The following is a 14,083-nucleotide window of genomic DNA, read 5'->3' as shown; positions in this document are numbered from 1 at the left end:
GGGCTGGCTCAGTTGCGGGGATCGAGGGCGTCTCGCAGGCCATCGCCCAGAAAATTGACGGCCAGTACGGTAAACAGGATCATCAGGCCGGGAAAGACGGCCAGCCACGGCGCACCCTGAAGCCACTGGCTGGCCGAATTGAGCAGGTTGCCCCAGGTGGGCGTGGGCGGCTGCACGCCGAGGCCCAGAAAACTCAGGGCACTTTCGAGCATGATGGCGCTGCCCACGGCGAGGGTGGTGGAGACCACGACGGGGCCGATGGCGTTGGGCAGAATGTGCCGGAACATGATCCGTCCGTGACTGCCACCCAGAGCGCGGCTGGCTTCCACGTACTCACGCTCGCGCAGGCTCAGGAACTGGCCGCGCACCAACCGCGCCGTGCCCATCCAGCCCAACGCACCGATGATGCAGATCAGCAAAGTGACGCTGGGACGGATCATTCCACTGACCAGAATCACCAGTGGCAGCAGCGGAATAGACAGCACGACATCGGTAAAACGCATCAGCAGGGTATCGATCCAGCCCCGGTAATAGCCCGCCAGTGCGCCGATCAGCGTGCCCAGCAGCGTGGCAATCAGGGCGCTACTGATGCCCACCGACAGAGAAATCCGCGCCCCGTACAGCACCCGCGTGAAGGCGTCGCGGCCCAGTTCGTCGGTGCCCATCAGGTGGATGCGGCTGGGCGGCTGCGGCGTGCCGATGATGTCGAGGTCCTGTCCATCGAAGGTATAGGGCGTGAGCTGCGGGGCGAGCAGGGCCGCCAGGCCCATCAGCACCAAGACTCCAAGGCCGACCAGGGCCAACTTGTGCTTGACAAACGTCCGTAAAAAGCGCCGCCAGGGAGATTCGGTACGGACCACCCGAACGGGGACGGGAGCGGGAGAACTCAGTTCAGTCATAGCGGATCCGGGGGTCGGCAGCGGCGTAGGCGAGGTCGGCCAGCACGTTGGTCACGACCAGGGCGAAGGAACCCAGCATCATCAGGGCCAGCAGCACGGGATAATCCCGGCCATTCATGCTCTCGATAAAGAGCCGCCCGATGCCCGGCCACGCAAAAATCGTTTCAGTGATGACCGCGCCCGAAAGAATGCCCGCAAAGTCGAGGGCGACCACCGTAATCACGGGAATCAGGGCGTTGCGCAGGGCGTGGCGGTAGACCACCTTGTTGTGCGGCAGCCCTTTGGCTTTGGCCGTCCTAACGTAGTCCTGGCTCAGCACTTCCACCATGCTGGAGCGCATATACCGGCTCCATCCCGCCACGTTGGCGAAAGCCAGAATCAGGGCAGGCAGGGCCAGATGCCGCAGCAAGTCCACCAGCGAGTTTTCTCCGATGGTCTGCATTCCGGCAGAAGGCAAAATGCGCCACTGCACGGCAAACAGGAGTTGCAGCATGAGGGCCAGCCAGAACACGGGCATGCTGATGCCCAGAAAAGACATGAACGTGATGCCGTAATCTGTGGCGCTGTAGCGGCGCACGGCGCTGAGAACCCCCAGCGGCACCGCCACCAGCAGGGCCAGAAAGAAGCTGGAGCCGCCCAGGATGATGGTAGGCCACAGCCGCTCCGTGATTTCGGTGACGACTGGCCGGGCCGTGCGGATGGAATAGCCCCATTCGCCCGTAAAGAAGGCCGTAACCCATTTGGTGTACTGCACGGGCAACGGCTGATCCAGGCCCAGCGCCACTTTCATCTGGTCAAGGGCTTCTTGGGAGACGCTCGGATTGTCGGCATAGACATCCATGGGCGTTCCGGGCGCGAGGTGCAACACCCCGAACAACACCAACGACACTCCCAGCAGCAGCGGAATGGTTCCCAGCATACGTTTCAGCAGATAATTCAGGGTCACGTTCGGCAAGACCTCGCTTGCGAGAGGCAGAGTCCATGTGCGCCGGACTCTGCCTACAAAAGGGCGCTTATTTCTTCAGGTACCAGCTGCTGGTATTGACGAAGTTCGTCATGTTGGTGGGGTTGGGTACGAAATTCCCCAGTTTGTTGGTCACGGCAATGACCGACAGGTTGGTCGTGATCGGAATGGTGGGCAGCACCTTCATCAACTCGGCCTGAAAGTCCATCAGGGCCGATTTCTGTACGGCAGGATCGAGCGTGTTTTCGGCACGGTTCAGGAGGGCGTCGATCTTGGGATTGCTGAAGCCCTGACCGTTGTTGACGCCGCCGGTCTTGAAGAACACGCTGTACACCGGATCGGCGCTGGTGATCCAGCCGCTGTAGAACACGTCGTAGCCGCCCTTGTAGCGGGCTTCGCGGAAGGCCACGCCCGTTTTGTTGTCGGGCTGAAGCTCGATGCCCACAGCTTTCAGGCTGCTGATGATGACCTGCTGGGCAATTTCATCGTTGGCACGTCCGGCCTGAACCAGAATCTTGTAGCTCATGCGCTGGCCATTCTTGACGCGGATACCGTCTGGGCCGGGCTTGTATCCGGCGGCGTCCAGCAGGGCCTTGGCCTTGGTGGGGTTGTAAGGATACTTCACCACGTTCCTGTTGCTGGCCGAGAAGACCGGAACCACCACGGTATCGATGGGCTTCGGGAAGCCTCCCAGCGCTTTGGAGATGGCGCTCTTGTTGATGGCATACGCGAAGGCCTGACGCACGTTCAGGTCGCGCAGCGCTTCCGGCCCCTTGAAGTTGAAATCGAGGTGCTGCCAGCTCAGGACGTTGTTCTTGACGATATTCATGTTGGGCAACGCGTCAAGCTGCGTCACCTGTGCATACGGCACGCTGGGCGTCATCTGGATTTCACCGGATTTCAGCTGGGTGACCAGCGTATTGGCGTCCGGAATGATCTTGAACACGATCTGGTCGAGGTAGGGCAGTTGCACGCCCTTGCTGTCTTTGCGCCAGTACAGCGGGTTGCGCTCCATGATGACGTACTGACCGCGCCGGAATTCCTTGACCTTGAATGGCCCGGTGCCCAGCGGCTTTTCGTTGTATACGTCGGTATTCAGGTCTTTGCCTTCAAGTGCATGCTTGGGAAAAATCCCAAAGGTAAACAGGGTACTGGCGTAATCCGGCGCAACCCGCTTGTAGTTGACCACAGCGGTGTAGGGATCGGGGGTATCGATGGAACTGACATCCTCACTGCCGTCCTTGGATTCCGCGATGAACTTGGGATTTTTGATGGCTTCCCAGGTAAATTTCACGTCGGCGCTGGTAAAGGGCGTTCCATCTGACCATTTCACGTTGCGGCGCAGCTTGTAGGTGATGCTCATCTGCTTGCCGTCGGCGCTGACCTTGATGCCTCCGTTTTTGATGGTCGGCACAGTGGTTGCCAGCACAGGCACGTAGTTGGCGTTCCGGTCTGGAGCCAGAAGACCTTCGACCACAGTGGCCTGAACGTCACCCAGATAGCCCGTGGAATAGACGTTCAGCGTGTCGATGTCGTAGCTGAGTCCGACGGTGAGGGTTCCGCCACGTTCTTGGGCCAGAGCGGTTCCGCAGAGCAGAACGCTGGTCAGGGCCAGCAGAAGACGACCTTTTCGCGATGCGGAATGCTGACTGATCGGAGTAAACTTCATGGGAACCTCCTGAATAGGGGACACAGAGCGTTTTCACGGCCATTTCCTAACTACAAGCGTTGTTTGCTTAGCTGTGAGTGTGAGCGTCTTGACGGAGAAATGTCAAGCACAAAGTCCAGTTTTGTTCCGCCTGATAGAATAAGTTGTCTAGATATAGGTTCCACATCGTGGAATTTCTGATTAGGATGGAGATCAAGGAGAAACTCAATGACTACCAGTACGCCGCAGGACCATGAGATCGGACGTCGCCTTACCGCCCTCACCATCGGAATGGATCATCTGGAACGCCGCCTGTCGCGGGGTCATGGCGTGCTGGACAGCGAAGGACTGGTGCCGATCTATCTGGGCGATGATCTGGTGCCCGCTGCGCCTCTGGAAGACTGGGACGCCGTGCAGCATGAACTCAGTTCTCTGGAGCAGGCGGCGTCAGGTCTGGAGGCGGGGCCGAGACGGGTCTTTCTGGATGACATGTTCCGTTCGCTCCGAACCGCTGCCCGTCTATTTGAAGGCGAGGAACTGAGCTTCAAGGAAAAACTGGAAGGGTTGGTGGGTGTTCCGGCACAGGCGGTGGATACCGCGCAGATCGAGAGCATGAAACTGGATGTCGAACGGGTGCTGCTGAATGCCGGATACCGCCAGGGTACGGTGGCCGAGCGTGTGGCCCGCTGGGAACAGGAACAGGCCATTCCCGCCGAGCGCCTGGAAGCCGAATTTAAGCTGCTGATGGCCGATGCCCAGGCCCGCACAGACCGCCTGATCTATGCCACCGGCGATTACCAGATGCAGCTCAATACCCTGCGCGGCGTTCCTTTTACCGCCCGCTGCAACTTTAACGAAGGCCAGATGGACCTGAATGTGGATCTCAGCTTCACCCGCAGCGCCCTCAAGCATCTGGTGGCGCATGAGGTGTTTCCCGGCCACTCGACCCAACTCCTGCTGACCCGCGACTGGGCCCAGCAGGGCAAAAGCACCGCCGACGTGTTGCTGTGCACCACCAACGCGGTCACGGGCTGCGTGCAGGAAGGCATCGGGGATCAGGGGGTTCACCTGATCGACTGGATCGAAGATGAGGGCGACCTGCTTCACCGTGCCCTGCGGCGGGTTCGCAGCGCCACCGCCACCAGCGCCGCCTGGTACCAGATGGGCGAAGGCTGGCCCGAAGCCCGCGTGATCGAGTACCTGGAACAGCACAGCTACGGTCAGCGGCCCTGGATTGAAGGACGCGTGCGCTTTGCCAGCTATCCGTTCCGTGGCCCCTTTATCGCCAGCTACTGGTTCGGCGACGAGGCAGTGCGTGAAGTTCGGGAGCGCACATTACCCGAAGACCGGGCGGCATTTGTGGATTACCTTTATGGTCAGATGCATTCACCCCGGAGCCTCCTGATGTTTGATCCCCAACGACGTGCGACCACATGAGCGAAAATGTTCAGAGCGTTGAGCGTGCCCTCGACATTGTGGGAACCATCGTTGCCGCACACCGTCCCCTGAGCATCGCCGAGCTGTCTCAACAGATGCAGCTGGCCCCCAGCACCATTCACCGCATCTTGCAGACGCTGTCGGCCAAGGGGTATGTCCATCAGGACACGCTCAGCAAGCGCTACGATATCGGCCCCGAGATCGTGGAGATTTCTCGGTCGCTGTACCTCCGCTACGATCTGGTGCGCCGGGTACGGCCCTACTTGCAGGAACTGGTGGACTGTACAGGTGAAACTGCACACCTGGCCGAGCTGTACGGCACGACAGCCATGTACCTGAGCCAGCTGGAGCCTCTGACCATGATGCGAATGTTCACCACCCCCGGCAGCATCACGCCGCTGACCTGTTCGGATGTCGGCAAGCTGTTTTTGGCCGACCTGCCGCCCAGCACCGTCAAACGCATCGTAGACAAGGTGGGACTGATTCCCCGCACGCCTCATACGCTGGTCAGCTGGGAGCGTCTTCAAACCGAACTTCATACCGTTCGGGAGCAGGGCTACGCCGAGGACAACGAGGAGCGCGAGTTGGGCGTACGTTGCCTGTCAGCTCCGCTGAGCAACGGAGCGGGCAAAGTCATCGCCGCTCTGGGCATTGCCGGGCCTTCCGGACGGCTCACCAAAGAGCGGGTTCCTGAACTGAGTCGGCAGATTCGCGCCATTGCCCGCCGCGCTGCCCACGACCTGATGCTGGTCGCCAGCCCGGTCCTCGAACCCGCTCCCCTGGAGTCCCTCCCCTCATGACGGCCACCCTACGCCTTGAAATTCAGCCTGCCGAATACCTCGCCCGCCGGGAGAAATTGGCCGGAGCCTTGCAGCAGCACGGCTACGACCTGATGTGTGTGTTTGGCCCCACGCGGGTGGCGTACCTGACTGGATTTTTCTTTGCGGCCACCGAGCGGCCTGTGGCGGCCATCATCACTGATGACGGCGAATGCAGTCTCTTCATTCCGCAACTGGAATCCGATCATGTGCGGCAACAGTGTCCAGAGCTGAGCCAGTTCGCCACCTACCCGGAGTATCCGGGCGGCGGCAGCGGTCAGCATCCTCTCCTGACACTGGCGGCACACCTCCGCACCCTCCGGCCAAATGCAAGGGCCGTGGCTGCCGATCTGGACGGCTACGAACACCGCTGGGGCTACCGGGGTCCCCGGCTCAGTCAGGTGCTGGACCTGCCCATCCACGAGCGGCTGGACCTGATTGACGACGCACGGACCATCAAAAGCGCTGCCGAAATCGCGCTGATCCGTGAAGCCTGCGTCTGGGGCGACCACGCCCACCGACTGATGCAGGACGCCATTCGTCAGGGCAGCGATGAACTGCTGGTTTCACACGGCTCCAGTCTGCAGGCCACCCGCGACATGCTGGCGGCCCTGGGGGACCGCTACGTGCCCAAATCGCGCGAGGGGTTGCCTGCCAATACCATGTTTATCCGGGGCCACAACACCGCCAATCCGCACGGACTTCATCAGCAGGGAGGAGTTCAGGCAGGCGATACCCTGGTGACAGGGGCCTACGGTGTGGTCGGCGGCTACGAAAGCGAACTGGAACGGACCATGTTCGTGGGTGAACCCACCTCCGACCAGATCAGGTACTTTCAGGCCATGCTGGACGCGCAAGACGCTGGATTCGCGGCGCTGAAACCCGGTCGGCGCTGTTCAGAGGTCGAACAGGATGTACGCGACTTGCTGGAAGAGCGTGGTGTACTGTCCCTCACCCGCCACCACACCGGGCACGCCTTCGGCATGGAAGGACATGAACATCCGTTTCTGGATCTGGACGATCACACCGAACTGGCTGCGGGCATGATCTTTTCTATCGAACCGGGTCTGTATGTACCGGGGCTGGGTGGATTTCGTCACTCAGACACGCTGGTGATTACCCCAGACGGAGCGGAGCGGCTCAGCCTCTATCCGCGCGATCTGGACAGTCTGGTGATCGGGCTGGCCTAACCTGGCATCTAGGACCCTCTAACATCAGGCCGCAATTTTTCTCCGGCGGCTCCCTATAACCCAAGCGCCCCTCTTTCCTCGTGGAAGAGGGGAAACCACTCTATACGGAACGCTCTTTGACTCCGTATGAGATGGATTATTCCGCTTCAGTCCGTTACCTCCCCGGTCAGGAGGCTCAGAACTCCTTTTCCCGTAACCAGACCGTTTCAAATTCTGCTGGGGGTACAGGGTGTCCCAACAGGTAGCCCTGCGCCTCATCACATCCCAGCGCGGCGGCCTTTTCCAGCTGTGCAGTAGTCTCGATGCCCTCGATCAGGACCCTCATTTCAAGTGAGTGGCCCAGGGCCACCATCGCCTGAACGATATGCAGATCCCGGCCCTCGTGCAGCAGGTTGCGCGTGAACGAGCGGTCGATCTTCAGGACATGAACATGGAAGTCGCGCAGATGCGACAGGCTGGAATAGCCGATGCCGAAATCATCCAGCGCCAGCCTGACGCCGTGAGACCGTAAGACGTCAAGATGCTGAGTGGCCGTAGGCGCGTCCAGCAAGACGGCATTCTCCGTCAGTTCAAGGTCGAGTTGATCCGCCGCAATGCCTCCCTCCCGAACGGCTTCCAGAACGTCTTGTACAAAAATATCCTGATGAAACTGCTGGGCATCGACATTGATCGAAATTCGCAGTGGGCGGTAGTGCTCCCGCCACACCCCCATCTGCTTGCAGGCCGTCCAGAGCACCCAGCGGCCCAGGGGTACGATCAGCCCGGTGCGTTCAGCCACAGGCAGGAAGGCGGCTGGAGAGAGCAGTCCGTGGACGGGATGCTGCCAGCGGATCAGGGCCTCACAGCCCAGAAGTTCATGTGTGTGCAGATCGATCAGAGGCTGGTAGTACACGACGAATTCATCGCCCGTTTCCAGGGCATGACGCAGGCCCCGTTCGCATTCGACCGCCGAGAGGCCGCCCACTGAAGGCGGCGTATACCACTGCAGGCTCTGCCCCGTCCGCTTGGCCTGATACATCGCCTCATCCGCCTGCTGAATCAGGCTGACCAGATCCAATTCGTTCCGGAGCGTCTGACCGTTGTGGTCGTGCAGGGAAATAGAGCTGACCCCCACGCTGAAGGCCAACCTCAGCTCGTGTCCCGCGATCCGTACTGGCCGCTGAATGCAGTCCTGTATGGCCCGCACCAGAGCTGTTTCCTGTTCATCCGTGACCCGGGCGGCCACCGCAAACTCATCGCCGCTCAGCCGGGCGATCACTGTCTGGATGCTCGGGATTTTCCGCGCCGCCTGCTGCAACTGAACGGCGGTGTGCTTGAGATACTCGTCGCCGACCAGATGGCCGTGAGAGTCGTTGATGTGCTTGAGTCGGTCGATGTCCACGAACAGCAGCAGCAGCCGTTGATCAGGGTGGATGTCCCGTATCAATGTTTTCACCGCTGGCTGGAACGCGACGCGGCTGGTCAGACCAGTCAGGGGATCGTGCGCCAGTTGATGATGCAGCTCCTGCTCCTGGGTACGGCGCTGTAACTCCAGAATACTGACCAACAAACTCACCAGGGTCAGGCTCGTGATCAGGAGTTGAGCATCTCGCTGCTGCGGCACCGTTAGCTCCAGAAGAGAAAAAGTGACGATGATGCCAGCGTTCATCAAGAAGACCCCGATGACTGAAAGCAGCAGTGTGGAGCGCAGAGACAGCCAAAGGAGGGGGAGGAAATACAGGAAGGCGATATGAAGCCCGGTGCGGGTTTCCACGGTATACACCCCGCATACGGTCGCGGTCACGACCAGAAGGATGAGGCGCAATTCACGGTGATGCTGCTGAAACCAGACCTGACTTTGCCGCAGGACAGTACCCTTCTGGGCCGCGTGTCGAAGAGATTCCAGGACGATCAGCAGCAGTGGGCTGAGCGTGATGATCCCGACCAGATCCCCCACCCACCAGTTGATGTACGGGGTGACTGTAAGCGGCCCCGTGAAGGTCCCACTCAGGTACAGCAGACTCACGTTTCCTAGGGCGGCGGCGGCGCTGGCTGTGGCAGCGATGACCCCCAGACGGGCCAGATCGCCTGCTGTAGGAGGGCTGGGCCGCCCACGGCGTAAGCGGTTGAGCGCGGCGGCGGCCCCTGCATAGGCCAGAATGCCCGGAATCGCGGCCACCACGTTGGGGTCGTAGGCAGAAGTGAAGACGTTGCTGGTCACGCTGACGACCAGTGTCCAGGGTGCCCAACGCCATCCACAGACCGCCAGAAAGGCAAAGGTGAGGCCGGAAGGGAGATACCACAGAGACAGAGACTGACCGTCATTGAAAAAAGTGGCGATCCACTGGAGAGATACGGTTGCACCGAGGTACAAGCCAGCCAAAAGGAGCTGGGAACGCAGATGGGGGATGGTCACAGTATTCCAGAGTCGTCCGTGGTGATCTGCTCGATGAGGCCAGGGCCTCATGAAAGAGAGAAAGATGACAGGCGGGCAGAATCATAACTTCCAGACTTCACAAAGTATGAGCGGACGTTCTTTACGACCTGACCAGCCCAGATAGACTGGACAGGAAGTTTAACTCAAAGGTGATCAGGTCCCCTTAATATCTGCGCCGCTTCTGTTTTCAGCACCGGGCAGAATCAGTGATGCCGCTCAGGCGTTGCTATGACGTAAGCGTACTTTCTTCGCGACTCGCTTCGCTCAGGTCACCTTGACATGAACGGCGACCTTATGGGCAACCTGGAGGGGCAGGCCAGCTCAGGCTGCTGATCAAGCGCTGTGATCTACCCGGTCACTGGTCAGAGTTGACCCCACGGTCACGGTATACCTGCTCTGGGACGCTGCGGCACCCTCTTGGGAAAAGGCTCCCTGTGCGCCGAAGTGGAGTAGGGTCTTAGCTATGACTGGGACAAAAAAACAGCCCGCCATGTTCAGCGGGCGGGCCATCCTGGGTTACGGGGTGGGATTGGCAGCGGCGGCGTTGGCGGCTGTCCTATATTTCACGCCGCAGCCCATCCCGCAGTCAGATGTCATCATGTGGTGCGAGCGTGAAGCCAGGAAAGAGTCGAGCAACAAGCTAGATTTCTCTGCATCCGACTTCCAGCAGCAGGGCTATACCGCGACGTTCAAGATCAATTCTCTGGACGGAAGCAGGAGCGTCCCCGCCCGGTGTTCGGTGGGCGGGAATGCTCGGGACCCCCAGATTGTGATTGAGGTGGAGCAGTAGCGCCTGCCGTTCCAGCAGACGCTCAGGCCGTCAGAATCAGGGGCTGACCTCTGGTAATCATGATGGTGTGTTCAAAATGTGCGGCCAGGCCGCCATCTGTGGTGCTCAGTGTCCAGCCGTCACGCAGCGTTCTGACCCGGTGTGACCGCCCGGTGGAGACCATGGGTTCGACCGCGATCACCAGTCCCTCGTGCAGCTTCTTTCTGTCGGCTGGCCGGTAATAGTTCGGTACATTCGGTTCCTCGTGTATGGCGCGTCCGACGCCGTGACCGAAAAGCTCCCGAAGCACCGTGAATCCACGCCGTTTGACCTCATTCTCAATGGCCTGCCCAACAGCGTTGACTGGAGACCCTGCTTTCGCGGCAGCCATCCCCGCTTCAAACGCGGCCTCCGTGCATTCGATGAGCCGCATAACCACGGGCGACGCTGGCGGTACGGCTACGGTCACGGCAGCGTCGGCAATGTAACCGTCCACAAAAGGCGTGACATCGATACTCACGACATCCCCGGCAGCCAGGGCACGTTGCGTCGGCAGCCCATGAACAATGTCGTCATTCACGCTGATGAAGACATTGACCGGAGCGTTGTAGGTCATGCGCGGTGCAGATTTGGCTCCGTACTGTTCAAACACCCGTCCAGCGAGGGCGTCCAGTTCAGCCGGAGTCACACCTGGGTGAACGGCTTCCTTGAGGGTACGGAGCGTCTCGGCCACGACCTGCCCTGCTCGCTGCATGCCCCGCAGGTCAGCCTCGGTAGTAATAGTCATACCCCACTGTAAGCCACCTGCGCTGCTGCTCCCCAGCTCAGGCAGAAGCCGCATCCCAAGCCTGGAGATGGCCCCTCTACCTTTCAGTGACGTGGGGTCTCAATTTCACAAGAAAGCCCACCGTCAGATGCGGGCCTGCTTCTCTTCTTCAGGCACTTGATGTGGCCCTTGGTGAACTGAGGTTCCCTTCTCTCTGCGGATAGCCTTCGCAGGCATGTCTACTTCTGCACCACGCAGAAATGATTGCCGTCTGGGTCGCTCAAAACGGTGAAATCCGCATCTGCTGGGTATTGCCATTCGGCACGCATGGCCCCCAAAGACAACAGACGCTCGATTTCCGCTCTGCAGTCATCCGCGTAGAGATCCAAATGATGCCGTTTGGCCTTCTCGGACGTCACCAGTTTCAGGGCCAATTGTGCCCCGTCCCCCTCTTTCGGAATGAGGACGGCCCAGTCCTCGTCTGGCGCGTTGCGAAGCTGGTAGTTCAGAGCAGCCGTCCAGAAAGCAGTGGCACGGGACATGTCCCTGACGCCCCAGACGATAGAACCGATTTTCAACATGCCCCAGTATTGAATGTGGAGGCGTGGCCGCATCTGCTCCTGATCTTCATGATCCTTGCCGCTCGGAGTGAGTGGCGGCTGTTGTCAGGTCTGACCGCCACTCTGCGAACCTCCTCCCTTCAGTTCAGGGCTTGGCAGGGGTCACGTAACCGATGCGCTCGAAGGTCAGCCGGGTCGTTTTGGAGAACAGGACCAACAGTTTGGTGTCTCCACTGATGACGTAGCTGCCAGAGGCATTCAACGCTGCGTGAAAGGCTCCGGGAAGGGCATACAGGCACCGCTCGTTGGGGCGGGGGGGCAACGGCTTCGCCTGAATCTCGATCTTGTTATTGGCGGCGGCGACGGTGCCCGAGTAGGTGCCGCAGCCGATCTTGCCTCCCACCTGTTTGCCAGAAATGACCAACTGGGCCGGGGGCAGGGTCGTTTCGGCTTTTCCGAAGACTTTCATGTCTCTGAGTTGCCAGATCCCGTTCAGAGGAGCTGGAACGGACTGAGCTGCGGCAATGCTGGGTAGGAGGAGGAAAGGAAGCATCAAAAATCGCATAGCTCAACATTGCCGTTTCGGGTGATGGGGATCTGATGTCCTGTCGTGACTGATGGTGCCGCCTTCATCGTTTCTACAGATGCCTGCCTGAGTTGGAGCAAGAAGCCACTTGAGGTGGCTTTCCTTGACGGGCCATCCTGCTGTTCCTCTTTCGTAGGGAAGGGCAAACAAACAGGTACGGGACTTTCTTTCATTCCGGATGAGCCATCCGATGACTATCCCGATTACGCCGCTCCTGACTGTGTTCACGGAATCAATCGGTCATCACTTCTGCTCCGAGGCCGGGATGCTGTTTGCCGCCGCCAAACCGATCAGGGTCGAAGCGACGCCGATACCCGGTTCCCATTGCGCCGCTTAGGCTTCCATGCAGGTAGACCGCAGGCTGTCCCTGGCGATTGCCGGACACTGCCCAGTCAATCTAATTTCCACACCGGGAAGTCAACCCCACAAGATGGCGTGCGTGAGGCAGACTGTCTTCCCCACACAAGTTTCCGTTGCGCCTATCAACATGCTCTTACCGCCATCCCAGTCCCTGAGCAACCAACAGCAGGCCCAGGCCGACCATGAGTGTCCACAACACGTTGCGCGTTCTCCAGGCCACCGCTGCCGCAAGCAGACCTATGACCAGACGGGGATTGAGAACATCGAGTGTGCCCGTCACTGACGAATACAGCAGTTCCGGCGCGATCAGGGCGGCCAGCACCGCAGCGGGCACCAGTCCCAGCGAGGAGGTCACGCGTTCTGGAAGCTGTCGGCCCCGCAGCAGCACCAGAAACGACGCACGCAAACACAGGCTGACAAGGCCCACCCCCACGATCAGAAGCCAGATATTCATACTGATTTGGCCTGCCAACGCTGCATCAGCTGACCAACGGCCACACCGCACACTGCGCCCAGAATCAGGTTCAGGCGAAATGGCAAACCGTGTGCTGCCACTGCCACCACCGCAGACACGATTGCCGCAAAGACCTGCGGCCTCCTTTGAAGAACGGGAACGAGCAGCGCAATGAAGCTGAGCGGCACTGCAAAATCCAGCGGCCAGGTTGAAGGGATTTTCGCGCCCACCAGTGCGCCGACGGCAGTGCCACTCTGCCAGGTCAGCCACATCAGTGCAGCGGCTCCGGCGTAATACGCCGCGGGAGAGGGTTCGGTGACGGGCCGCCCCATCGTGACCGCGTAGGCTTGATCGGTGAGTCCGTAAGCCAGGAGCCAGCGTCTGGGCAGAGGCACGCCAACGAACAGCGGCAGCAACGAGGCTGAGTACATGGCAAAACGCAGGTTCACGATCAGACTGCTCAGCACGATCAGCACGGTGGGAGCGTGACTGGTCACCATCTGGGAAGCGATCAGCTGCGCCGACCCTGCGTAACCGATCAGAGAAAAGGCGATGGACTCAGCGGGCGTGAAGCCTGCCTGCACCGCTGCAATGCCCGCCACCATACTGAACGGCACGACACCGGGAACCAGTGGTGTAAAGGCCCGCATCCCCCGCCAGAAGGCAGGCCTGAACTGTGGAGAGTGTGGAATGATTTCGGTCATGTCTTCAGGGTGCCGCATAGAACAGCCTGACAGTCAGGGCAGTGTTGCAGACTGCGGCTGGCGGCGCACTGCCCAGTGAGACCGTGGTCGGGGAATTGGCGCAGCATGTCCAACTTTGGGCGGTCTCAAGGTCACTCTGAAGCTCACCTGATGCGGGGCGCGTGCAGGCTATCGCTGAAAGTGTAGATCACCTCAGTACCCGACACTTTTTGAGGGGTTGAAATCTCTCGTTTAATCCGTCAGAACAGAGCGCGTCTCCCGTCACGCTGACCCAACTGTCTCGCTGCTTTTGTGCCCACTTTCCGGAGTACCGCAAGAACCAAGTGGAGCTGCTTTCTCTCGTTGTCTTGGCGCTGCTTCAGGCCAAGGACGTCCGGCATGCGGAGCTGGCCGAGCGCTTCCTGGGAAGCGCTCAGACGTCTTCGGTCATTCGCCGAATTGAGCGGTTCTTCAACCGCCATCCCCTGTGCCCGGCTGATGTCGCAGTGGTTGTCTTGAAGCTGCTTCCGGAG

14 protein-coding genes are annotated in these 14,083 nt (G+C 60.0%); 4 read left to right on the top strand and 10 right to left on the bottom strand.

Annotation, left to right across the window (positions count from 1 at the left end):
- Positions 1-8 precede the first annotated feature (8 nt).
- The 3 genes from opp4C to F561_RS0118800 form a co-directional block, all read right to left on the bottom strand.
- Positions 9-899, bottom strand: a complete 891-nt coding sequence (opp4C, locus tag F561_RS0118810; RefSeq protein WP_019011518.1) for an oligopeptide ABC transporter permease — start codon at positions 897-899, stop codon at positions 9-11.
- Positions 892-1,845 carry an ABC transporter permease gene (locus F561_RS0118805; protein WP_245556576.1) on the bottom strand — a complete coding sequence of 318 codons (954 nt, stop codon included), beginning with the start codon at positions 1,843-1,845 and terminating at the stop codon, positions 892-894. The genes opp4C and F561_RS0118805 overlap by 8 nt, the downstream gene beginning before the upstream one ends.
- 67 nt (positions 1,846-1,912) lie before the next feature.
- A complete protein-coding gene (locus F561_RS0118800) occupies positions 1,913-3,532 on the bottom strand; it encodes a peptide ABC transporter substrate-binding protein (protein ID WP_019011516.1) in 1,620 nt (539 codons plus the stop codon).
- A gap of 207 nt (positions 3,533-3,739) precedes the next feature.
- Between F561_RS0118800 and F561_RS0118795 the strand changes: the two genes are divergently transcribed.
- From F561_RS0118795 to F561_RS0118785, 3 genes are read left to right on the top strand one after another with little or no spacing between them, the layout of a single operon-like run.
- On the top strand, positions 3,740-4,948 hold the full coding sequence (locus F561_RS0118795) for a hypothetical protein (protein ID WP_019011515.1): 1,209 nt from the start codon (positions 3,740-3,742) through the stop codon (positions 4,946-4,948).
- A complete protein-coding gene (locus F561_RS0118790) occupies positions 4,945-5,748 on the top strand; it encodes an IclR family transcriptional regulator (protein WP_019011514.1) in 804 nt (267 codons plus the stop codon). Before F561_RS0118795 ends, F561_RS0118790 begins: the two co-directional genes overlap by 4 nt.
- The gene (locus F561_RS0118785; RefSeq protein WP_019011513.1) at positions 5,745-6,956 is read left to right on the top strand and encodes a M24 family metallopeptidase; all 1,212 of its coding nucleotides are present in this window, start codon (positions 5,745-5,747) and stop codon (positions 6,954-6,956) included. The genes F561_RS0118790 and F561_RS0118785 overlap by 4 nt, the downstream gene beginning before the upstream one ends.
- A 175-nt stretch (positions 6,957-7,131) precedes the next feature.
- Here F561_RS0118785 and F561_RS27385 read toward each other — a convergent pair whose 3' ends face one another.
- The gene (locus F561_RS27385; RefSeq protein ID WP_019011512.1) at positions 7,132-9,351 is read right to left on the bottom strand and encodes a putative bifunctional diguanylate cyclase/phosphodiesterase; all 2,220 of its coding nucleotides are present in this window, start codon (positions 9,349-9,351) and stop codon (positions 7,132-7,134) included.
- A gap of 484 nt (positions 9,352-9,835) precedes the next feature.
- Here F561_RS27385 and F561_RS0118775 point away from each other — a divergent pair, with 484 nt between their 5' ends.
- Positions 9,836-10,162: a hypothetical protein gene (locus F561_RS0118775; protein WP_019011511.1), complete on the top strand. Its 327-nt coding sequence runs from the start codon at positions 9,836-9,838 to the stop codon at positions 10,160-10,162.
- 22 nt (positions 10,163-10,184) lie between these two features.
- Here F561_RS0118775 and map read toward each other — a convergent pair whose 3' ends face one another.
- From map to F561_RS0118750, 6 genes are all read right to left on the bottom strand, one after another.
- On the bottom strand, positions 10,185-10,928 hold the full coding sequence (map, locus tag F561_RS0118770; RefSeq protein ID WP_026299061.1) for a type I methionyl aminopeptidase: 744 nt from the start codon (positions 10,926-10,928) through the stop codon (positions 10,185-10,187).
- A gap of 218 nt (positions 10,929-11,146) precedes the next feature.
- Positions 11,147-11,488: a VOC family protein gene (locus F561_RS0118765; protein ID WP_026299060.1), complete on the bottom strand. Its 342-nt coding sequence runs from the start codon at positions 11,486-11,488 to the stop codon at positions 11,147-11,149.
- A gap of 124 nt (positions 11,489-11,612) precedes the next feature.
- Entirely contained in the window at positions 11,613-12,020 is a 408-nt protein-coding gene (locus tag F561_RS0118760; RefSeq protein ID WP_281166604.1) for an META domain-containing protein, read from the bottom strand.
- 265 nt (positions 12,021-12,285) lie between these two features.
- Positions 12,286-12,438 (bottom strand): hypothetical protein, encoded by a 153-nt coding sequence (locus tag F561_RS29060; protein ID WP_157452002.1) that lies wholly within the window; start codon positions 12,436-12,438, stop codon positions 12,286-12,288.
- A 108-nt stretch (positions 12,439-12,546) separates the two neighbouring features.
- A complete protein-coding gene (locus tag F561_RS0118755; RefSeq protein WP_019011507.1) occupies positions 12,547-12,867 on the bottom strand; it encodes an AzlD domain-containing protein in 321 nt (106 codons plus the stop codon).
- On the bottom strand, positions 12,864-13,571 hold the full coding sequence (locus F561_RS0118750) for an AzlC family ABC transporter permease (RefSeq protein WP_040381252.1): 708 nt from the start codon (positions 13,569-13,571) through the stop codon (positions 12,864-12,866). Before F561_RS0118750 ends, F561_RS0118755 begins: the two co-directional genes overlap by 4 nt.
- Positions 13,572-14,083 lie beyond the last annotated feature (512 nt).

It is taken from the genome of Deinococcus aquatilis DSM 23025, from assembly GCF_000378445.1.
GTDB classification, from domain to species: domain Bacteria; phylum Deinococcota; class Deinococci; order Deinococcales; family Deinococcaceae; genus Deinococcus; species Deinococcus aquatilis.
This window is presented reverse-complemented; position numbering and strand designations above follow the sequence as displayed.

What these genes read in the sequence shown, in the direction of transcription:
- F561_RS0118760 (WP_281166604.1), bottom strand. Translation starts at nt 12,020, where the DNA reads ATGCTTCCTTTCCTCCTCCTACCCAGCATTGCCGCAGCTCAGTCCGTT.
- opp4C (WP_019011518.1), bottom strand. Translation starts at nt 899, where the DNA reads ATGACTGAACTGAGTTCTCCCGCTCCCGTCCCCGTTCGGGTGGTCCGT.
- F561_RS0118775 (WP_019011511.1), top strand. Translation starts at nt 9,836, where the DNA reads ATGACTGGGACAAAAAAACAGCCCGCCATGTTCAGCGGGCGGGCCATC.
- F561_RS0118795 (WP_019011515.1), top strand. Translation starts at nt 3,740, where the DNA reads ATGACTACCAGTACGCCGCAGGACCATGAGATCGGACGTCGCCTTACC.
- F561_RS0118800 (WP_019011516.1), bottom strand. Translation starts at nt 3,532, where the DNA reads ATGAAGTTTACTCCGATCAGTCAGCATTCCGCATCGCGAAAAGGTCGT.
- F561_RS0118790 (WP_019011514.1), top strand. Translation starts at nt 4,945, where the DNA reads ATGAGCGAAAATGTTCAGAGCGTTGAGCGTGCCCTCGACATTGTGGGA.
- F561_RS0118765 (WP_026299060.1), bottom strand. Translation starts at nt 11,488, where the DNA reads ATGTTGAAAATCGGTTCTATCGTCTGGGGCGTCAGGGACATGTCCCGT.
- F561_RS0118750 (WP_040381252.1), bottom strand. Translation starts at nt 13,571, where the DNA reads ATGACCGAAATCATTCCACACTCTCCACAGTTCAGGCCTGCCTTCTGG.
- F561_RS0118755 (WP_019011507.1), bottom strand. Translation starts at nt 12,867, where the DNA reads ATGAATATCTGGCTTCTGATCGTGGGGGTGGGCCTTGTCAGCCTGTGT.
- F561_RS0118785 (WP_019011513.1), top strand. Translation starts at nt 5,745, where the DNA reads ATGACGGCCACCCTACGCCTTGAAATTCAGCCTGCCGAATACCTCGCC.
- map (WP_026299061.1), bottom strand. Translation starts at nt 10,928, where the DNA reads ATGACTATTACTACCGAGGCTGACCTGCGGGGCATGCAGCGAGCAGGG.